Origin of the sequence: Gandjariella thermophila, from assembly GCF_005405885.1 — a bacterium.
Lineage (GTDB): Bacteria > Actinomycetota > Actinomycetes > Mycobacteriales > Pseudonocardiaceae > Gandjariella > Gandjariella thermophila.
Window position 1 is genome coordinate 1 of sequence record NZ_BJFL01000054.1, and the last position, 20,473, is coordinate 20,473.

18 protein-coding genes are annotated in these 20,473 nt (G+C 72.5%); 6 read left to right on the top strand and 12 right to left on the bottom strand.

All coding sequences use genetic code 11. The features are described 5' to 3' along the window. The first annotated feature begins 127 nt into the window (after positions 1–127). A complete protein-coding gene (locus tag FFT21_RS26575; RefSeq protein WP_225978790.1) occupies positions 128–997 on the top strand; it encodes an NAD(+)/NADH kinase in 870 nt (289 codons plus the stop codon). A 4-nt stretch (positions 998–1,001) separates the two neighbouring features. Here the strand turns inward: FFT21_RS26575 and FFT21_RS26580 are convergent, their stop codons facing one another. Further along, positions 1,002–2,033, bottom strand: a complete 1,032-nt coding sequence (locus tag FFT21_RS26580; RefSeq protein WP_137816665.1) for a glutathione S-transferase family protein — start codon at positions 2,031–2,033, stop codon at positions 1,002–1,004. A 324-nt stretch (positions 2,034–2,357) separates the two neighbouring features. Here FFT21_RS26580 and FFT21_RS26590 point away from each other — a divergent pair, with 324 nt between their 5' ends. Next, complete coding sequence (locus FFT21_RS26590) at positions 2,358–3,071, top strand: dienelactone hydrolase family protein (protein ID WP_137816666.1); 714 nt, start codon at positions 2,358–2,360, stop codon at positions 3,069–3,071. A gap of 129 nt (positions 3,072–3,200) precedes the next feature. On the opposite strand, the gene FFT21_RS26595 is transcribed toward FFT21_RS26590, so the two are convergent. The 4 genes from FFT21_RS26595 to FFT21_RS26610 all read right to left on the bottom strand — a co-directional run bounded on the left by FFT21_RS26595 (position 3,201) and on the right by FFT21_RS26610 (position 10,380). Beyond that, the gene (locus FFT21_RS26595) at positions 3,201–4,652 is read right to left on the bottom strand and encodes a glutamate synthase subunit beta (protein ID WP_137816667.1); all 1,452 of its coding nucleotides are present in this window, start codon (positions 4,650–4,652) and stop codon (positions 3,201–3,203) included. Further along, positions 4,645–9,183, bottom strand: coding sequence for a glutamate synthase large subunit (gene gltB, locus FFT21_RS26600; protein ID WP_137816668.1), 4,539 nt, complete (start codon positions 9,181–9,183; stop codon positions 4,645–4,647). The genes FFT21_RS26595 and gltB overlap by 8 nt, the downstream gene beginning before the upstream one ends. A gap of 574 nt (positions 9,184–9,757) precedes the next feature. Further along, complete coding sequence (locus tag FFT21_RS26605; protein ID WP_137816669.1) at positions 9,758–9,964, bottom strand: MbtH family protein; 207 nt, start codon at positions 9,962–9,964, stop codon at positions 9,758–9,760. 29 nt (positions 9,965–9,993) lie between these two features. Continuing rightward, positions 9,994–10,380 carry an MFS transporter gene (locus FFT21_RS26610; protein ID WP_137816670.1) on the bottom strand — a complete coding sequence of 129 codons (387 nt, stop codon included), beginning with the start codon at positions 10,378–10,380 and terminating at the stop codon, positions 9,994–9,996. 61 nt (positions 10,381–10,441) lie between these two features. On the opposite strand from FFT21_RS26610, the gene FFT21_RS26615 reads away from it, so the two are divergent. Next, entirely contained in the window at positions 10,442–10,861 is a 420-nt protein-coding gene (locus tag FFT21_RS26615; RefSeq protein WP_137816671.1) for a patatin-like phospholipase family protein, read from the top strand. Between the two features lie 58 nt (positions 10,862–10,919). Here the strand turns inward: FFT21_RS26615 and FFT21_RS26620 are convergent, their stop codons facing one another. Beyond that, positions 10,920–11,450, bottom strand: coding sequence for a GNAT family N-acetyltransferase (locus tag FFT21_RS26620; protein WP_137816672.1), 531 nt, complete (start codon positions 11,448–11,450; stop codon positions 10,920–10,922). Positions 11,451–11,502: 52 nt separating this feature from the next. Beyond that, positions 11,503–12,732, bottom strand: coding sequence for an ROK family transcriptional regulator (locus FFT21_RS26625; RefSeq protein ID WP_225978791.1), 1,230 nt, complete (start codon positions 12,730–12,732; stop codon positions 11,503–11,505). A 104-nt stretch (positions 12,733–12,836) separates the two neighbouring features. Between FFT21_RS26625 and xylA the strand changes: the two genes are divergently transcribed. Beyond that, positions 12,837–14,009: a xylose isomerase gene (gene xylA / locus FFT21_RS26630; RefSeq protein WP_137816674.1), complete on the top strand. Its 1,173-nt coding sequence runs from the start codon at positions 12,837–12,839 to the stop codon at positions 14,007–14,009. Between the two features lie 9 nt (positions 14,010–14,018). Here the strand turns inward: xylA and FFT21_RS26635 are convergent, their stop codons facing one another. Continuing rightward, the gene (locus FFT21_RS26635) at positions 14,019–15,194 is read right to left on the bottom strand and encodes a fumarylacetoacetate hydrolase family protein (protein ID WP_137816675.1); all 1,176 of its coding nucleotides are present in this window, start codon (positions 15,192–15,194) and stop codon (positions 14,019–14,021) included. A gap of 106 nt (positions 15,195–15,300) precedes the next feature. Here FFT21_RS26635 and FFT21_RS26640 point away from each other — a divergent pair, with 106 nt between their 5' ends. After that, on the top strand, positions 15,301–15,819 hold the full coding sequence (locus FFT21_RS26640) for an XdhC family protein (protein WP_137816676.1): 519 nt from the start codon (positions 15,301–15,303) through the stop codon (positions 15,817–15,819). A 209-nt stretch (positions 15,820–16,028) separates the two neighbouring features. Here FFT21_RS26640 and FFT21_RS26645 read toward each other — a convergent pair whose 3' ends face one another. Further along, the gene (locus FFT21_RS26645; protein WP_137816677.1) at positions 16,029–16,832 is read right to left on the bottom strand and encodes a DUF427 domain-containing protein; all 804 of its coding nucleotides are present in this window, start codon (positions 16,830–16,832) and stop codon (positions 16,029–16,031) included. 89 nt (positions 16,833–16,921) lie between these two features. After that, positions 16,922–18,199 carry a hypothetical protein gene (locus FFT21_RS26650; protein ID WP_225978792.1) on the bottom strand — a complete coding sequence of 426 codons (1,278 nt, stop codon included), beginning with the start codon at positions 18,197–18,199 and terminating at the stop codon, positions 16,922–16,924. A gap of 89 nt (positions 18,200–18,288) precedes the next feature. On the opposite strand from FFT21_RS26650, the gene FFT21_RS26655 reads away from it, so the two are divergent. Further along, positions 18,289–19,026, top strand: a complete 738-nt coding sequence (locus FFT21_RS26655; RefSeq protein ID WP_137816678.1) for a helix-turn-helix transcriptional regulator — start codon at positions 18,289–18,291, stop codon at positions 19,024–19,026. Positions 19,027–19,088: 62 nt separating this feature from the next. On the opposite strand, the gene FFT21_RS26660 is transcribed toward FFT21_RS26655, so the two are convergent. Then, the gene (locus FFT21_RS26660) at positions 19,089–20,045 is read right to left on the bottom strand and encodes a serine hydrolase (protein ID WP_137816679.1); all 957 of its coding nucleotides are present in this window, start codon (positions 20,043–20,045) and stop codon (positions 19,089–19,091) included. 115 nt (positions 20,046–20,160) lie between these two features. After that, a partial coding sequence (locus FFT21_RS26665; RefSeq protein WP_137816680.1) for a DUF1727 domain-containing protein occupies positions 20,161–20,473 on the bottom strand: 313 nt, incomplete at its 5' end.

Genomic DNA, 20,473 nt, shown 5'->3' on the forward strand with positions numbered 1-20,473 from the left:
TGGGATGCCGGGCGGCCAATCCCCCTGGGCCATCGCTGGCGGAGGCATGGAAGCCATACCCGGCACCCCTGGGTCGTCGGAACCCTACGACCGGCCCCGAGCGACACAGGAAGAAGGTAAGGAAGGCGTGGGAGTCATCGGTGCGGTGGGCCTGGTCCTGCACCCCGGTCGGCGCTGCGCGCCCGTGGTGGACACGATCACCGGTTGGGCCCGCGAGCGTGGGGTCACCGTGCTTGGCCTGGACCACGAGGTGGTCGCGCTGGAGTGCCACGGCGTCGCGGGGACGGACGCGGCGACGCTGGGAGCGCGCGCCGACGTACTGATCAGCCTCGGCGGCGACGGCACCATGCTGCGCGCCATGCGGCTGGCCTACGACGCGCGCACGCCGGTGCTCGGGGTGAACCTCGGCCGCCTCGGCTTCCTCGCCGAAGTCGACGTGCCGGAGTTGGCCGAGGCGCTGTCCGCGATCGACGAGAACCGGTTCACCGTCGAGGCCCGCTCCGGGCTGCTGGCCAGCTCCGCCGGCTGCTCGGCCGTGGCGTTCAACGACATCGCGCTGGTCCGCGTCCCCGGGCACGGGATGAGCAACGTGCAACTGCACGTCGACGGCCAGCCCTTCGTCCGGTACTCCGCCGACGCCGTGGTGGTGGCCACGCCCACGGGGTCCACCGCGTACAGCTTCTCCGCCGGCGGCCCGATCGTGTCGCCGCGTGCGGAGGGCCTGCTGGTCACCCCGGTCGCGCCGCACTCGGCGTTCAACCGCGCGCTGTTCCTGTCCACCGGGGAGAAGCTGGTGCTGGAGGTGTTGCGGTCCAGCGGTGAGCTGGCCGTCGAGGCGGACGGGCGGCTGATCGCGCACACGCACCCCGGTGACCTCATCGACACCACCGTGGTATCCGCCGCCGCCCGGGTGATCCGGCTCGGCCGCACCACGTTCTACCAGCGCGCCCAGCGCCGCCTCCGGCTGACCAACCCGCTGGAGGCGGACGCGGACTGAAGGCCTATGCGGGCGCCAGCTCGGGCACCCGCTCCTCCGGCGGCGGTGGCCCGGGCGGGGTGCCGTCGCCGAACGGGCGTCCGCCCAGTTCGGCCCGGCCGTGCGGCTCCAACCGGTTGGTGGGATCGGGGCCGACCGGCACGACACCGCTCGGGTTGAGCTGCCGGTGCACCCCGTAGTAGTGCTGCTTGATCTGCCCGAAGTCGATGGTGTCGCCGAATCCGGGGGTCTGGAACAGGTCGCGGGCGTAGGCCCACAGCACCGGCATCTCGGTCAGCTTCTGCCGGTTGCACTTGAAGTGGCCGTGGTACACGGCGTCGAACCGCACCAGCGTGACCCACAGCCGCACGTCCGCCTCGGTGATCGTGTCGCCGACCAGGTACCGCCGGGTGGCGAACCGCTCGGACAGCCGGTCCAGCGTGCCGAACAGCGCGTGGTAGGCGCGCTCGTACGCGTCCTGGCTGGTGGCGAAGCCGCACCGGTACACCCCGTTGTTGACGTTCCGGTACACCTCCGCGTTCACCTCGTCGATCTCCGCGCGCAGGTGCTCGGGGTAGAGATTCGGGGCGCCCGGGCGGTGGTAGGCGGTCCACTGCGTGGACAGGTCCAGGGTGAGCTGCTGGAACCCGTTGGTGACGAGCTTGCGGCTGGCCACCTCCACCACGGCGGGCACGGTGACACCGCCGGTGAAGTCCGGGTCCGCCCTGAGGTAGGCCTCCCGGAGGTACTCGATGTCGAGGACCGGGTCACGGTCACCGGGGTCGAGGTGGAACCGCCAGCTTCGCTCGTCGTGCAGCGGCCCGGTGATGCCCAGGGACAGCACCGGTTCGAGGCCGAGCAGCCGTCGCACGATCACGGCGCGGTTCGCCCACGGGCAGGCCCTCGCCACGATCAGCCGGTACCGTTCCGGTTCCACCGGCCACGGCGAGGATCCGTCGGAGGTGATGCGGGTGTCGAAGGCGACCGGCTTGCGGACGAACGCGCCCGCGTCCTCCCGATCGGCCACGGTTGCCGTCTGCTCGTCACGCTGGATCATGAGACTCCCCTGAGAACGCACATCGCTTCCGGATCTGCCGGCATCACCACTGCCCACGGTCACCCGGCATCCCGCCGCTGTGAAAGAGACCAATGCTTACCGCCGGGCACCGCGGGTGGACTATCCCCGGCTCCTGAGGCGGGCGTTCGGCAGTTCCGGTGCGGGCAGCGTGTGCTGCCACTCCGCGGGGAACGTCCCGTACCGTGCGGAAGCGCCGCCCCCGTGCCCCGCCCGTTCCCGCTGCCAGTCGTCACGGAACGCGACGATCTCCTCGTGGCCGCGGCCGAGGAAGTTCCACCACATGACGATCTGTAGGGTGCGGGCATGGCGGAGGAGATCAGCACGGCCGAGATCACCGTGGACACGCTGCGCGGGTACCTGGCCCAACCCCGCGAGGACGGCGGCAGCGGGATGCTGCTGCTGCCCATGGTGACCGGGATCGGCGAGCAGGTGCGCGAGTTCGCCGGGGACATCGCGCGGGCCGGGGTGACCGCGCTGTCCTGGGACCCGTTCCACGGCAGGAGTTCCGACGACACTCCGAGGGAGCGGCTGTTCGAGCTGATGGGCAAGCTCGACGACGAGACCGTGCTCGCGGAGCAGCGGCGGCTGCTGGACCACATGTTCGGCGAGCTGGGCCTGCGCCGGGTCGGGGTGATCGGCTGGTGCCTGGGCGGCCGGTTCGCGCTGCTGCTCGGCGGGCGGGACGACCGGCTGGCCAACGTGGTCGCCTACCACCCGACGGTGCCCATCCCACCGGCGCCCAACCACACGCTGGACGCCGCCGAGTACGCGGGCCGGATCGCCGCGCCGGTGATGATGCTCTACCCGAGCGAGGACGACCTAGTGCCCCGGGAGAGCTTCGAGTCGCTGCAGGCGGCGCTACAGGGCCGGAGCGGCGGGTCGAGCATCGTGCACCTCTACCCGGGCGCCGAGCACGGCTTCTCGGCGAAGGCCCGGCACGGCAACCCGGTCAACGCCGAGGCGTACGCGCTGTCCTGGCCGCAGACCCTGGCGTTCATCCGGGCCAGCACGCGCTGACACCGGCCCGGCGTGCAGGAGGGAACCGCGGCCCGGATGCGCCGGTTCCGCCGCCCGCGGGTGGGCCAGGAGGGCAAGAACCACCCGCGGGCGGCGGTCCGCGGTCCCCGGTGCGCTCCGGGGCGGCCGTCAGGCGATCGGCCGGTCGGTCGGGGCGATCGGGGCGGGCAGCACGTTCCGGCCGGTGAGGTAGGCGTCCACCCCGGCGGCCGCGGAACGACCCTCGGCGATCGCCCAGACGATCAGGGACTGGCCGCGGCCCGCGTCACCGGCGACGAACACGCCGGGCACGCTGGTGGCGTAGGACGAGTCCCGGGCCACGTTGCCCCGCTCGTCCAGTTCCACGACCAGCTCGTCCAGCAGCCCGTGCTTCTCCGGGCCGACGAAGCCCATCGCGAGCAGCGCCAGCTCGCAGGGCAGCTCCCGCTCGGTGCCCTCGACGGGGACGAACTTCCCGCCGTCGTTGCGCACCTCTACCAGCCGAAGCGCGCGCAGCCGGCCGTGGGCGTCACCCAGGAACTCCTGGGTGGACACCGAGTACAGCCGCTCGCCGCCCTCCTCGTGGGCCGAGCTGACCCGGTAGATCATCGGGTAGGTGGGCCACGGGTGCCGCTCGGAGCGGGACTTCGGCGGCATCGGCATGATCTCGAGCTGGGTGACCGACGCCGCGCCCTGCCGGTGCGCGGTGCCCAGGCAGTCCGCGCCGGTGTCCCCACCGCCGATGATCACCACGTGCTTGCCGGCCGCGTCGATGGGGGAGCGGTCCAACTGGCCACTGGCCACCCGGTTGGCCGGCGGCAGGTACTCCATCGCCTGGTACACACCCTCCAGGTCGCGGCCGGGAATCGGCAGGTCCCGCCAGGCTGTGGCGCCGCAGGCCAGCACCACCGCGTCGAACTCGGCGCGCAGTTGCTCGGCCGTGACGTCGACACCGACGTTGACGCCGGCGCGGAACTCGGTTCCCTCGGCGCGCATCTGCTCCAGCCGCCGGTCCAGCCGCCACTTCTCCATCTTGAACTCGGGGATGCCGTAGCGGAGCAGCCCGCCGATCGCGTCGGCCCGCTCGAACACCACCACGTCGTGGCCCACCCGGGTGAGCTGCTGGGCGGCGGCCAGCCCGGACGGGCCGGAGCCGACCACGGCCACCTTCTTGCCGGTGCGGGTGGCCGCGGGCTGCGGGGTGATCCACCCCTCCTCCCAGGCCCGGTCCACGATCTCGATCTCCACCCGCTTGATGGTCACCGGGTCGTCGTTGATGCCCAGCACGCACGCGGACTCGCACGGCGCCGGGCACAGCGTGCCAGTGAACTCCGGGAAGTTGTTCGTGGCGTGCAGCCGCTCGATCGCGTCCCGCCAGTCCTGCCGCCACACCAGGGTGTTCCACTCCGGGATCAGGTTGCCCAGCGGGCAGCCCTGGTGGCAGAACGGGATGCCGCAGTCCATGCACCGCCCGGCCTGCCGCTCCAGCCGGTCGTGCTCGAAGTCCCGGTAGACCTCGCGCCAGTCCTTCAGCCGCAACTCGACCGGCCGGGTCTGCGCGTTCTCCCGCGGCGTGGTCAGGAAACCCTTGGGGTCAGCCATGTGCCGCCTCCATGATCGCTTCCTGCACGTCCCGGCCGTCGCGCTCGGCTTCGGCCTGGGCGAGCAGTACCCGCTTGTAGTCCTTGGGCATGACCTTCCCGAACCGCTCCACCGCGGTGTCCCAGTCGGCCAGCAGCGCCCGGGCCACGGTCGAGTCCGTCTCCGCCTGGTGGCGGGTCACCACGGTGCGCAGGAACTCGCGGTCGGTCTCGTCCAGCGGGTCGAGGTCGACCATCTCGTGGTTGACCCGGTGGGTGGGCAGGTCGAGGACGTAGGCGATGCCGCCGGACATGCCCGCGGCGAAGTTCCGCCCGATCGGGCCGAGCACCACCACGCGGCCACCGGTCATGTACTCGCAGCCGTGGTCGCCGACTCCCTCGACGACGGCGACCGCGCCCGAGTTCCGCACGCAGAACCGCTCACCGACGGTGCCGCGCAGGAACATCTCCCCGCCGGTGGCGCCGTAGCCGATCACGTTGCCGGCGACGATGTTGTGCTCGGCGGCGAACGGGGCCTCCGGGTGCGGCCGGACGGTGATCCGCCCGCCGGAGAGTCCCTTGCCCAGGTAGTCGTTGGCGTCGCCGACCAGCCGCAGGGTGATGCCCTTGGGCAGGAACGCGCCGAACGACTGGCCGGCGGTGCCGGTGAAGGTGATGTCGATGGTGTCGTCGGGCAGGCCGACACCGCCCCACCGCCGGGTCAGCTCGGAGCCGAGCATGGTGCCGACGGTGCGGTTGACGTTGCGCACCGGCAGTTCCAACCGCACCTTGTCGCCGGAGGCGAGCGCGCCCTCGGCGAGCTGGATCAGCGTGTTGTCCAGTGCCTTGTCCAGCCCGTGGTCCTGGGTGGTGGTGCAGTGCCGGGACGCGCCCGGCTCGATCTCCGGCACGTGCAGGATCGGCGAGAGGTCCAAACCGGACGCCTGCCAGTGGTCCACCGCGGCCCGGGTGTCCAGCAGTTCGGCGTGCCCGACCGCCTCGGCGAGCGTGCGGAACCCAAGCGCGGCCAGGTACTCGCGCACCTCCTGGGCGACGAACTCGAAGAAGTTCACCACGTACTCGGCCCTGCCGCTGAACTTGGCGCGCAGCTTCGGGTTCTGCGTGGCCACCCCGACCGGGCAGGTGTCCAGGTGGCAGACACGCATCATCACGCAGCCGGACACCACCAGCGGGGCGGTGGCGAAGCCGAACTCCTCGGCGCCGAGCAGCGCGGCGATCATCACGTCCCGGCCGGTCTTGAGCTGGCCGTCGGTCTGCACCACGATCCGGTCGCGCAGCCGGTTGGCCAGCAGCGTCTGCTGCGTCTCGGCCAGGCCCAGCTCCCACGGGGCGCCCGCGTGCTTGATCGAGGACAGCGGCGACGCGCCGGTGCCGCCGTCGTGCCCGGAGATGAGCACCACGTCGGCGTGCGCCTTGGACACGCCGGCGGCCACGGTGCCGACGCCCACCTCGGAGACCAGCTTGACGTGGATGCGCGCCAGCGGGTTGGCGTTCTTCAGGTCGTGGATGAGCTGGGCGAGGTCCTCGATGGAGTAGATGTCGTGGTGCGGCGGCGGCGAGATGAGGCCCACGCCGGCGGTGGAGTGCCGGGTCCTGGCGATCCACGGGTACACCTTGGCACCCGGAAGCTGCCCGCCCTCGCCCGGCTTGGCGCCCTGCGCCATCTTGATCTGGATGTCGTCCGCGTTGACCAGGTACTCGCTGGTCACCCCGAACCGGCCGGAGGCGACCTGCTTGATCGCCGAGCGGCGGGAGTCGCCGTTTGGGTCCGGGGTGAACCGGTCGGCGTCCTCCCCGCCCTCCCCGGTGTTGGACTTGCCGCCCAGCCGGTTCATCGCGATGGCCAGGGTTTCGTGCATCTCCTGGGAGATGGAGCCGTAGGAGATGGCGCCGGTGGCGAACCGCTTGACGATCTCGGAGACCGGCTCGACCTCCTCGATCGGCACCGGCGGCCGGACACCCTCCCGGAACTTCAGCAACCCGCGCAGCGTCATCAGCCGCTCGGACTGCTCGTCCACCGCCCGGGTGTACTCCTTGAAGATCTCGTACCGCCGGGACCGGGTGGAGTGCTGCAGCTTGAACACCGTGTGCGGGTTGAACAGGTGCGCCTCGCCCTCGCGGCGCCACTGGTAGATGCCGCCGGTGTCCAGTTCCCGGTGGTGGGCGTGCACGCCGTCGGCCGGGAACGCCCTGCGGTGCCGCCTGGCGACCTCCTCGGCGATCACGTCGAACCCGATGCCGCCGAGCCGGGACGTGGTGCCAGTGAAGCAGGAGTCGACGACCTCGGCGCCCAGGCCGATCGCCTCGAAGATCTGCGCGCCGGTGTAGGAGGCGACGGTGGACACGCCCATCTTGGACATGGTCTTGCGCACGCCCTTGCCCAGCGCCTTGATCAGGTTCCGGGTGGCGTGCTTGGCGTCCACGTCGCCCAGCAGGCCGCGCTCGGCCAGTTCCTCGACGGTGGCGATGGCCAGGTACGGGTTGACCGCGGCCGCGCCGTAGCCGATGAGCAGCGCGACGTGGTGCACCTCCCGGGCGTCGCCGGACTCGACGATCAGCCCGACCCGGGTGCGGGTCTTCTCCCGTACCAGGTGGTGGTGCACCGCGCCGGTGAGCAGCAGGGACGGGATCGGTGCCCGGTCGGCGTCCACGCCCCGGTCGGACAGCACCACCAGCCGGGCGCCGCCCGCGATGGCCGCGGACACCTCGGCGCGGATCTCGTCCAGCCGGCGCACCAGCGCCTCGCCGCCGCCGTGCACGTCGTAGCGGCCGTCGATGGTGACCGACTGGAACTCCGGCAGGTCGCCGTCGTCGTTGATGTGCACCAGCTTGGCCAGCTCGTCGTTGTCCAGCACCGGGAACGGCAGTGTCACCCGGCGGGTGGAGCTGGGGTCCGTGGATAGCAGGTTGGTGCCGGAACCCAGCGACGTTTGCAGCGAGGTGACCAACTCCTCCCGGATCGCGTCCAGCGGCGGGTTGGTCACCTGCGCGAAGAGCTGGGTGAAGTAGTCGAACAGCGGCCGGCCCCGCTCGGACAGCGTGGCCAGCGGGGCGTCGTCGCCCATCGACCCGATCGGCTCGGCGCCGGTGGCCGCCATCGGCCGGAGGATGACCTCCAGGTCCTCCTCGGAGAAGCCGAACGCCTGCTGCCGGCGGACCAGCGAGGCGTGCGTGGGCACCTCCCGCTCCCGCTCCGGCAGGTCGTTCAGGTGCACGAACCCCTGCTCGACCCACTCCTGGTAGGGGTGCTCGGCGGCGAGCTGGCCCTTGATCTCCTCGTCGTCCACGATCCGGCCGGCCGCCGTGTCCACCAGGAACATCCGGCCCGGCTCCAGCCGGCCCTTGCGCACCACCGCGGACGGCTCGACGTCCAGCAGGCCGGCCTCGCTGCCCATCACGACCAGGCCGTCCTCGGTGACCCAGTACCGGGCCGGGCGCAGCCCGTTGCGGTCCAGCACCGCACCGATCAGGGTGCCGTCGGTGAACGCCACCAGCGCGGGGCCGTCCCACGGCTCCATGAGCGTGGCGTGGTACTCGTAGAACGCCCGGCGGGCCGGGTCCATCTCGTCGTGGTTCTCCCACGCCTCCGGGATCATCATCAGCACCGCGTGCGGCAGCGACCGGCCGCCCAGGTGCAGCAGTTCCAGCACCTCGTCGAAGGTGGCCGAGTCGCTGGCGTCCGGGGTGATGACCGGGGACAGCCGTGCCAGGTCGCCGGGGATCAGCTCGGAGGAGAGCATGCTCTCCCGGGCATGCATCCAGTTCCGGTTGCCGCGCAGCGTGTTGATCTCACCGTTGTGCGCCAGGTACCGGTACGGGTGCGCCAGTGGCCAGGACGGGAACGTGTTGGTGGAGAACCGCGAGTGCACCAGGCCGATCGAGCTGGTCACCCGCTCGTCGGTGAGGTCGGGGAAGAACCGGTCGAGCTGCTCCTCGGTGAGCATGCCCTTGTAGACGACGGTGCGCGCGGACAGGCTGGGGAAGTACACGTCGGCGGCGTGTTCGGCGCGCTTGCGCACGCAGAACGCCATGCGCTCTAAGGAGAGCACGTCATCGGTGTCGCGCTCCGCGGCCAGGAACAGTTGGCTGAAGTACGGCATCGCGCTGGCCGCGGTGGGGCCGACGTGCTCGGTGTCCACCGGCAGGTCACGCCAGCCGAGCACGCGGGTGCCCTCCTCGGCGGCGATCCGCTCGATGGCGGCCACCGCCTCGGCGCGCGCCGCGGCATCGACCGGGAGGAACGCGGTGCCCACCGCGTACCGGCCGGCCTCGGGCAGGTCGAACGGGACCACGTCGCGGTAGAACGCGTGCGGTACCTGGATGAGGATGCCGGCACCGTCACCGGTGTCCGGCTCGGCGCCGCGCGCGCCGCGGTGTTCGAGGTTGCGCAGTGCGGTGAGCGCCTTGCGCACGATGCCATGATCGGTGCGTCCGGCCAGGTCGGCGACGAAGGCGACACCGCAGGCGTCGTGCTCGTACTGGCTGTCGTACAGGCCCTCGGTTCGGTAGGAATCCTCCCGATGGTGGGTCATGTCGGCCCTCCCATGATGGCGCTCGTTCGGGCACGCGAATGCGGCCGGTGGACGACGGGTGGGTCGCCGCCGGCAGCACGCCCCGGAATCGCTGATGGCTCAAGCGACGCGACGAAGCCCAGGCAGAGACTCCCGGCGCACATCGTCGTGCGGAGGGCCGCGCACCACGCTGTGCACGGCGTTCGCGTGTGCTCCTCCGCTCCAAGTTACGGGGGTCGAGCTCACGCTGTGCGTCGCGCCCGGGATCATCCGGGGTCCTGTGACGATAATGTGAACGCGCCGTTATCGCTGCCTTTCAGCGCCAGTCGTGGGAAATCCCACCCTCCACTTGACATTGGTGGTGGGGCGGTACATTTTTGCCAGGCGCTGCTCGGTCGGGATTGGGCGGGAGACCGGAATCCTGGATCGAGCCAGGGCCCGTGGCTATGCTCTGACCTGCGATTTCTCTGCCTCCCCCAGCGCCGTGGAAAGCGGTTTTCGATCAATGTCCGCCGTTTGCCCGCACCGGAAGGGATCACCGATGGTGCCGGCGGCCGCGCGGACGGTGACCGCGAAGCCGCCGGCATCCGTCCTGCTACGACCGCTGGTCGGCCGCCATCCGCTCGCGCAGGCTACGCGGGCGCATGTCGGTCCACACCCGGTCCACGTGCGCGGCGCAGTCCTCCCGGCTGCCCCGCATGCCCTCCGGGCGCCAGCCCGCCGGCACCTCCTTGTCCGCGGGCCACAGGGAGTACTGCTCCTCGTCGTTGACCAGAACCTGGTAGGTGCCCTCGTCGTCCACGGTGAATTTCCTCCTGTCGGTCGGGTCCGTCAGCGGACCGTTTCCTCTTTGTGGGGCTTGCTCGTTTCGGATTGCCGTTCTTCACCCGTTCGGGCCTCACCGCGTTCGGCCGGGTCGGGTTCGGCTGTCCCGGATTCGGCGTCGTGCGGTTCGCCCGGCCGCACGGGAAAGCGGCGCAGGGTGGGGCTGATCGTGGCGAGCAGGGTCATCACCGCGATACCCGCCGAGCACAGCAGCACCGCCGGGTAGCCCCGTACCAGTTGCATCAGCCCGCCGCCGAGCGCCGGGCCGACCGCCGCGGCCGCCCCGACGATCACGCTCATCACACCGGTCAGCCGGCCGCGCAGCTCGTCGGGGGTGAGCAGTAGCTGGTAGGTGTTGATCGTGGTGTTGGCCACCGGCGCCAGGAACGCCATCAGCGCGAACAACCCAGGCGGTGACCGGCGATGACCGAGCCGATGCGAACTTCCCAGACGGGTGGGCGGCGCTGGTGCTGGGCGCGGGTGGGGTCGTCGGCACCGCCTGGATGGCGCCGTCGCGGCGAGCACCGCCGTGCCCGGCGTCTTCCCGCCGATCACGCTGCGCGGTGGCCGGTACATGGACGGCGGGCTCCGGTCCGCCACCAACGCCGACCTTGCCGCCGGCGCCCGGGTGCTCGTGGTGGTCGAGCCGCTGGCGCACCTGCTCCTGCGGGAGGCGCCGCACCGGGAGATCGAGGTGGTCGGCCCGGACACGGTGGTCACCGTCGTCCCGGACAAGGAGACGATCACGGCATTCGGCCCGAACCCGCTGGTCCAGGCGGCCTGGGAGCCCAGCTACCAGGCCGGCGTGCGGCAGGCCGACGCCGTGGCGGAGCGGCTCAGCGCCGCCTGGCAGCAGCAGGTCGGCACCGGCTGACGCCGCACGGTGCCCGCTCTCGCCGGCTCGGCAGGCAGGTGAAGGCAGGCACTTCCGGTCACCAGACGTCGCCGTCCCGCCAGTCGCAGACCAGTTCGCCGGACCGATCGAGCGGCACGGCCACCGGCAGGACGAACACGCAGTCGTCGGCGTCCGGGGTGCGCACCACGCCGGTCGGGGTGAGCGCGGCACACCGCCCCCGCCAGGGCCACCACCCGCGCGCCGCGTAGAACTGGGCGCCCTCCTCGGTGGCGGCCAGCGCGCCCACCTGGTACGCGGCGCGGATCACCCGCTCCAACTCCGCCATCATCGCGCCGCCGTAGCCGCGGCCCTGCCGATCGGCGCGCACCCCGACGCCCTCGACGTATCCGGCGCGCAGCGCCCGGCCGCCGTGCACCAGCCGCCGCTGGATCACCGAGGCGTGCCCGACCAGTTCCGTTCCCTCCCACACCATCGCATGCACGCCGCCCAGCGCGTGTTCCCAGTCGTGCTCGGTCATGTCGTCGAACACCGCGTCGAGCAGCGACCGGGCCGCGCGCAACGTGCCGGCGTCCAGATCGGCGGTGTGGGCGGTGCGCACCTCGGCCATCCGTTCATCCTTGCTCGCCGCCGCGGTGCCGGCGACACCTTTCCCCGGTGTCTCAGCCGGGCAGCACCGTGCTCACATACGGATCCGGGTCGATGATGATCTCGTGCAGCACGGCGCCGGCCGCACCACGCACGGCGGCCTCGGTGCCCAGCGTGGCGCCCAACACCTCCACCCGCGACCACGCGGCGCTGACCACCCGGCGGTCGAGTTCGTTCTGGAGACTCGGCCGCAGCCAGCGCTCCAGCCGCGCGTAGCTGCCGCCGAGCACCACGGTGGGCACGTCCACGGCGTTGAGCACCGCGGACACCCCGATGCCGAGGGACCGCCCGGCGCCGCGGACCGCGCGCAGCGCCCGGCCGTCCTCGGCGGTGAGCCGGTCCACCAACTCGTCCAGCAGCGCGGCCGGCGGGCGCAGCGGCCCCACGCCGTCCCAGACGCCGGCCGCGCGCAGGATCCACTCCTGCCCGGCCAGCCGCTCCAGGCAGCCGCGCGCCCCGCAGGCGCACTCCGGGCCGACCGGGTCGACGCAGACGTGCCCGATCTCGCCGCCGAACCCGCGCACCCCTCGGAACAGCGTGCCGTCCACCACCAGGCCCGCGCCGATACCGATCTCCCCGGACACGTGCAGGAAGTCCCGCAGGTCCGGGTGCCCGCCGCACCACAGCTCCGCCAACGCCGCGAAGTCCGCCTCGTTGCCGACTAGCACCGGCAGGTCGCCCAGCCCAAGCCGGCGGCGCACCTCGGCACGCACGTCCACGTCGCGCCAGCCGAGGTTCGGGGCGACCCGCAGCAGCCCGGTGGCAGCCTCCACCAGGCCGGGCACCGCGACGCCGACGCCGCCGACCGGCACGCCGCGACGCTGGGCGTCGGCGAACGCGGTGCGCACCGCCCGAGTGACCCGGGCGAGCACCCGGGCCACCGACGCGGCGCGGTTGTCGCCAGGGCGGATCCGCAACGCGTGCACCTCGCCGGTGAGGTCGACCAGGCAGGTGGCCAGGTAGTCGACGCCGATCTCCACGCCGAGCCCGTGCGGACCGCTCGGGGACAGCGACAGTCCGGTGCCGCGCCGGCCACGCCCGGAGCGTGCCTGCGGCCCGGTCTCCGCCAGCAGGCCCGCCGCCACCAGCCGGTCGACCAGGCTGGACACCGTCGCCTTGGCAAGGCCGGTGCGGGCCGCCACGCCCGCGCGGGACATGCCCGGGCTTTCCACCACGGCACCGAGCACGAGCGCGGAGTTGTGCCGGCGCACGGTGTGCTGGCCGGCGGGCCGGGGTTGGTTCACCAGTGCCATGTTAATCGTTCAGCGGCCGTACGAATTCCTTGACCTTCCCACTAACCGGTTCTAAGTTCAGTGCCCGAACGATTAGCCGCTCGATCGGAGGCGATGTGGCCGGCCAGCCCACCCGCGACGACAAGTTCAGCTTCGGCCTGTGGACCGTCGGGTGGCGGGCCGCGGACCCGTTCGGCGAACCCACCCGGTCGCCCCTGGACCCGGTGGAGGCGGTGCACCGGCTTGCCGAGCTCGGCGCCTGGGGCGTCACCTTCCACGACGACGACCTGATCCCGTTCGGCAGCGACGACGCCGCGCGCGAGCGGCACATCGAGCGATTCCGCGTCGCGCTGGAGGCGACCGGCATGGTGGTGCCGATGGCCACCACCAACCTGTTCGCCCACCCCGTGTTCAAGGACGGCGCGCTGACCAGCAACGACCGCGGCATCCGCCGGTTCGCGCTGCGCAAGGTGATGCGCAACCTGGATCTGGCCGCCGAGCTGGGCGCGCGCACCTACGTGCTGTGGGGCGGCCGGGAAGGCTCGGAGACCGACGCCGCCAAGGACGTGCGCGCGGCGCTGGACCGCTACCGGGAGGGCATCGACACGCTCTGCCAGTACGTGCTCGACCAGGGCTACGATATCCGGCTGGCCCTGGAGCCCAAGCCGAACGAGCCGCGCGGCGACATCCTGCTGCCCACCATCGGCCACGCCCTGGCGTTCATCGCCCAACTCGAGCACGGTGAGCTGGTCGGGGTCAACCCGGAAGTCGGCCACGAGCAGATGGCCGGGCTGAACTTCGTGCACGGCATCGGGCAGGCGCTGTGGGCGGGCAAGCTGTTCCACATCGACCTCAACGGCCAGAAGGGACCCCGCTACGACCAGGACCTGGTCTTCGGCCACGGCGACCTGCTGTCCGCGTTCTTCCTGGTCGACCTGCTCGAGCACGGCGGCTACGACGGCCCTCGGCACTTCGACTACAAGCCGCCGCGCACCGAGACCATCGACGGCGTGTGGGCCAGTGCGGCCGCGAACATGCGCACCTACCTGCTGCTGCGCGAGCGCGCCGAAGCCTTCCGGGCCGACGGGCGCGTCCAGCGGGCGATGCGCCGGGCCGGGCTGGACGAGCTGGCCGTACCCACCCTCGCCGACGGCGAGACCCCGGCCGACCTGCTCGCTGACCGCACCGCGTTCGAGGACTTCGATCCGGACGCCGCGGCCAGCCGCGACTACGGGTTCGTCACCCTGGCCCAGCTCGCGCTGGAACACCTCGTCGGCGCCCAGGCGTGAGCGCGCGGCTCACCGGGTGTCGTCGAGCAGACCGCGGGCGGCCAGGTTGGTCATCAGCGCGCGCACGCCGAACGTCCACGGCGGCGCGGACTCGCTGTGCGCGACCCGGTTGACCAGGGTGCCCAGCCGGGGCGAGGAGATCCGCACCACGTCGCCGAGTCGGTGGGTGAACCCCATGCCGGGCTCGTCGCGGTCCTCGGTGGGAGCGAACTCGGTGCCGGTGAACAGCATGATCCCGTCCGGATACTGGTGGTGGTCGCCCATCGCGTGACCGACCAACTCCAGCGGGTCCCGGCTGATCCGCTCGACCGAGCTGTGCCCGTCCAGCACGAACCCGTCCGTGCCGGTGATGTGTAGCGCGATGGTCGCCGCGCGCACATCCGCGATGCCGAACTCCGCGTCGAACAGCCGGAGGAACGGGCCGACCGCGCAGGAGGCGTTGTTGTCCTTGGCCTTCGGCAGCAGCAGCGCGCTGCGCCCCTCGACGTCGCGCAGGTTGACGTCGTTGCCCAGCGTCGCGGCCACCGCCTCGCCGCGCGAGGTCACCGCGAGTACCAGTTCCGGCTCGGGGTTGTTCCAGGTGGAGTCGCGGGGCACGCCGATCTCCGCGCCGAGGCCAACGGCGGATAGCACCGGTGCCTTGGTGAACACCTCCGCGTCCGGCCCGATGCCCACCTCCAGGTACTGCGACCACAGCCCCTCGGCCTGCAGGATGCGCTTGACCCGGGCGGCGTCCGCCGACCCGGGGACCAGGTCGGCGATGGCGCCGCCGATCGCCTGCTGCACCTGCAGCCGCACCTCGGCCGCGCGGCTCGGGTCGCCCTTGGCGCGCTCCTCGATCACCCGCTCCAGCAGGCTGCGCGCGTAGGTCACGCCGCACGCCTTGATGACCTGAATGTCGCACGGGGCGAGCAGGTGCGGACGGTCGAACCGCCTGGCCAGCGCGTTGCCCACCACCTCGGCCAGCGGCCATGCCCGGCCGGCCGGCGCGCTGCGCGCCACCTCCGCCGCGTCCGCGCGCTCCAGCAGGTCGGCGGTGGTCGGCGCGACGCGGGTGAGGTCGACGAGCCGGTCGCCCCGGACGGCCGCCACGCACGGGCCGCCGGCCTCCGGATCGAACACCCGGGCGAGGAGGGTGGCGCGGTCGGCGTCCTCCGGCAGCACGGCATCCGGTTGATCGATCAAATCGGGTCATCCCCCTCTGGCTCTCGGCCGCCTCGGGCAGGGTAGAACGAGGCCCAACACCGCCTCGGGCTGGGATTCCAGGCGGTCGCCCTGCCACACTGGGCGCATGACCCGACCCGACGTGGACCCGGCCTGCGCGGTCGCCCACGGCAGCGCGGAGCCGCCGACCCGGGACCGGACGCTGGTCGCGGTATTCGCCTCCCCGGTCGCCGACCACCTGCTGCACTTCGGCCGCGACCTCGGGTTCCGGCCGCTGCTGGTGGAACCGGACCCGGAGCGGGCGGGCGCGGCCCGGGAGGCGGGCGCCACGCTGGTCGACGTCGCCGAGCTGGACGCGACCGCCGACGTGGTGGTCACCGACCACCACCGGGTCGAGTTGGGCCCGGTGCTGCGGGACGTGCTCGCCCGCCCGGTCCGGTGGATCGGCGTGATGGGCAACCCCCGCCATCCCGCGCCGCACGTCGCCGCGCTGACCGAACTCGGTGTCGCCGAGGCCGACATCGCCCGGGTGCACCGGCCGATCGGGCTCAACATCGGCTCCCGTACCCCGCCGGAGATCGCCGTGGCCACCCTGGCCGGCCTGCTCGCCGACCGCAACAACCGGCCGGGCGGCTTCGAGTTCTAGCCCGGTTCCCGGCATTCCGCTCCGACGCGGCGAACCGGGCGTAGTGAGCCCGGCTGGACGGCGCGGGCCGGGCCCTCGCCGAGGTGGCGCTACCGGCGTGAGCTGACCGGTCCGATGGCCCGCACCACGGCCAGGCCAGCTACCTCACCGTGCGCCGCTGAGGGACCGGAAGGAGGCGGGCCGCCACCACCGGCCCGCCTCCGTCGTGCTCAGCCGGGTTCGCCGTCGACGGTGACCTCGATGCCCTCGCCGAGGAAGCTGAGCAACCCGCCGACGGCGCGCGCCTCGGCCAGCGGCTCGTGGTAGCTCCACGCCGCGTCCGGGTACACCGTGTCGCCCACGCACACGTCGTGGTAGGTGGCCACCCCCTTGTACGGGCAGACGGTGGTTGTGGTGCTGCTGCGCAGCGCCGCCATCCGCACGTCCGACGCCGGCAGGTAGTACCTGGTGGGCAGGCCGGTCTCGAACAGTGCCAGCGCCCGCCGGCTGTCCGCCACCGTCTGCCCGCCCGCCCGCACCACCACGTGCCGGGACGTGCGCCGCACGTCGACCCGGTGGAACGGGTCGCGCGGGTGGCCGAGCACCGGCTCGTCCTCCTCGAACCAGGCGTCCAGCCGGTCGAAGTAGAAGGCCACCAGGCCGGCCAGCGGTGGGCATTCCGGTTTGGGGTTCTCGTACCCCCAGATGGTGTTGCCGGCGACCCGGTCGCCCACCCGCAGCGTCCAGTACGAGGCGTCGCCCTTGAACGGGCAGTGCGTGGTGTGATCGGTGCGCTCGATCAGGTCCTGCCGGACGTCCTCGAGCGGCACGTACCACTGCGGTAGCAGCCCGGTCTCGTGCAGCAGCATCGCGCGGCGGGTGTCCACCACGGTCTGGCCGGCGAACCGGCCACGGATGCGCTGCGGCACCTCGTGCAGGTACAGCACGTGCGCGGGCGCGGCCGCGCCGAGGTCGAAGTTGAGCGAACCGCGCGGGGGCTTGGCCAACGGGCCGTTTCCCAGAGTGAGCGACATGATGCCAGCCAATCAGCTCGTAGCGTGGACCACCACTCAGGCAAACCCGCGGAAGGCGCCCGGTCATTCCGGGCCGGCGGGCGGCGGCACTACAGCCGCGACCGGGCCCGCCGGCGGGTGACCGGCGCGCGCCGGAACGGGATGGCTCGGTCGCCCGACCACATCGCCGGGGGAGCCGTGCACAGCGAGGCGAACCGCAGCAGCACGGCCTCGTAGTTCACCCGCCAGCCGGCGAAGTCCTGCCAGGTCTGGTCGCGGTCCGGCCGCAGCGGCGCGCCCGCGGCGGCCAGCCGGCGGCAGGCGGCGTCGTATTCGGAGCGGGTGATGGCGATGGGGTCGTCCGGCGCGGGGTCGGGGTCGTAGGGCATGACGTAGAAGTCGCCGATCCGGCGCAGCGCCAGGTACCCGGACCGGATGCACAGTTCCGCGGACGGCTGGCGCGGCACGTCCAGCGTGGAGGCGAGCAGGGACGCCGCGTCCAGCACCGCGCCGGCCGCGGCGACCCAGGACCGGTCCGGCTGCGGCGAGCGGAAGAACACCAGGGCGGGTGTGGAGGTGTGCGTCTCCTCCAGGCCGGCGAACCAGCTCGCCCACTCCTGCCAGAAGGTGTCCAGGTCGTCCAGGCCGTCGATGCGGGCCAGCCGCTCCAGCAGTTCCACCGCCGACGGCGGGCTGCCCGCCTGGGTCTCCAGCGCGGTCACCATCAGCTCGCGGCGGGAGTAGGACGCGTAGATCGACGGCAGGTAGGACACCAGCAGGGCGAGCAGCCCGAGCCCGAGCATGGCCTCGGAGAAGGCCAGCGCCCCGGTGACCACGCCGTCCGGCGCGCGGAAGCCCAGGGTGAACATGGAGGAGCCGCTCTCCAGGAACGCCGACGGCCACGGCCGCACGCCGACCGCCCAGAACATCGCCATGTACCCGGTGAGCACCAGGACCAGCCAGACCGCCGGCAGGGTCAGCAGGGTGAGCGGCGCGTACTGGGCCATGATGCGGTCGCGGCGGCGGTAGTCCTGGCTGCCCGCCGCCAGCGCGGTGAACACCGCACCCATCCCGACGAACACCCATCGGGTGATCAGGACCGGCGTGCCGCGCGGCACCGCCAGCGTCATCGCCGCGGAGAGCACGGTGACCACCACACACACCGCGCCGGCCATCCCCACCAGCAGCACGACCGCGGTGAGCACGCCCGCTCCACTCCCCTCGTACCACCCTGCGTGCCCGCCGCCGAGCGCCGGGCGTTCGATCAGCCGAATAGTGTCACGCGTCCATCCCACCCGCTCGATGCCCGCCCACCGGTGCCGGCGGTGCGGCCGCCCCCGCGGCGTCCGGAACTCCCGCGCCGGTGCCACCGTTTCCGTAGCGGGCATGGGTCTTACCGCCCGTTCCGGGGAATGCGCTGGAGCGGCGGGCAAAGCGGGCGGTTTTCGGGTACCTCGTTGGGAGATAAGGTGGGCATATGACGGCCGACCCGGACCGGTGCCGGCCCGCGATCGCGGCGGTGGCGGTGCTGCACGACGATGTCCGCCGCGGCCTGTACGAGTTCATCCGGCGCAGCCGCCGCGCGGTCACCAGGGAGGAGGCGGCGGGCGCCGCCGGCATCTCCCGCAAGCTCGCCGCGTTCCACCTGGACAAGCTGGTCGACGCCGGGCTGCTGGTCGCGCATACCGCGCCGGGCCGGGAGCGCCGGGTCGGTCGGCGCCCGAAGGTCTACCAGCCCGCGGCCACCGACATCCGGGTCACCATCCCGGAGCGCCGGCCGGACATGTTGGCCGAGATGCTGCTCGACGCGGTGCTCACCGAGGATGCCGGCGAGGACGCCCGGCAGGCGGCGTTTCGGGTCGCCCGGTCGCGCGGGCGGGCCATGGGCGAGGCCGAGCGGGCGCAGGCCCGACCGGGCCGGCTGGGTCCGGAGCGGGCGCTCACCCTGACCCAGGGACTGCTGGAGGGGCACGGGTTCGAGCCGTCCCGGGACACCGCCACCTGCGTGCGGTTGCACAACTGCCCGTTCCACCCGCTCGCCGCGCGCGCCCCGGACCTGGTCTGCGGCCTCAACCGGGAGCTCCTGGCCGGCTTCCTGGACGGCCTGCAGGCCGGCACGGTGGAGGCCGTGCTCGTCCCCCGGCCCGGGCAGTGCTGCGTCGAACTGCGCGCCACGCCGGCAGCCGGAAACGGTGGCCGCGACACACCCGGGTAACCGTCGATCGCATACCGGCCGGCGTTTCGCCAACTCTCGTTCGTCCTATGGTCGGCGCGAGCTCAGAACCGGCCGCCGAAGAGCAGTTGGGCGACGTGGCTGTCGGTGGCACGGCCCTCGTCGTAGCCGCCCTGCCCGCGCAGGCTGTTCATCACCGCGACCGTGTAGCGCTCCGCGGGGCCGGCGAAGCCGACCGTGTTCATCACCCAGCCGCCCTGCTCCAGCGACCACCCGTCCTTGTTGCCCGGCTGCGCGGCGGGGCCGGCGTCCCACACGCCCCACTGCTGGTCCGGGGCGACCGTGCGCAGCTCGCCGACGATGTGGTCACGCAGGCCGCGGGGCATGTCGTCGAGCACGTGGTCGATCAGCCGGAGCAGGTCGTTGGCGGTGCACTGCTGGAAGCCCCAGTACGGGTAGAAGTCGCTGAACCCGCGCTGGGGTCGCAGCGACGTCATGCCGAGTTGGGCGAAGTCCCGGTTGAAAGCCATGTGGTCGGAGCCGGCGTAGCGGAACCACAGCGTGTCCGCCGCGTTGTCGTCGGAGTTGTGCAGCATGGCGTGGATCAGGTCGCGATCGTCCGCGCTGAGCTGGATGGCGCCGGCGCGGTCCCGCTCGAACAGGTCCACCGCCATGGCCAGCTTGATGGTGGATGCCGTCCAGATCGGCGTGTCGGCGTCGTCGTTGCGCCACACCGCACCGGTCTGGCGGTCGTGCACGACGACAGCGACCATCCCGGGCCGGTTGGCGAGGTACCTGTCCACGGCGGCGAACCGTCGCTGGAAGTCACAGTCGAACCCGGACTGCGGCCGCGGGCAGTCCGCCACCGAGCCGAACGCGGCCGGCCCGGGCGGTAACGGCGAGGCGGACGTCGGGGTCGGCCGCGGGGCGGGTGCGCTGGTCCGCGGCGACGACGACACCGGCGGCCACGCGCAGGCGCCGGCCAGCCCGAGGAGCGCGGTGATCGCGGCGGCGAGCACCACCAGCAGCGGGCGGCCGGCACACCGGGCCGTTCGGGTCATCGGGTCTGTCCCTGCCTCGTCAGCGGAGCTGGTCGGGTGCCGTGTGAGGAGACACACTAGGCGGTCGGCTCCGCCCGGCCCGGTCCCGGGGTGGGCGCGGGTCGGCGGGGCCGGGCTACTGCGCGCCGAGCTGGGTCAGGGCACGGAACGCCGTGTAGTTGGCGATCACCTCGGGTTCCGCGCCGGTGGTGCTCGCCACGGCGGCGACCGGGTCGGGCTGCAACTCGTGGGCCACCCCGGCATAGCGGAGGCGGACGGCGAGGTCGGTGGCGCGTTCTCCGCTGGCGATCACGTGCCGGCCGCGCAGGAGTTCGAAGCGCACGTCCCACAGCCAGGAGGTGTCGAACCCGTCGGCCTCGCGGGCGTTGACCGCGATGACCAGGGGTCGTTGGTGGTCGGCGATGACGGAGAGCATTTCCTGCCAGCCG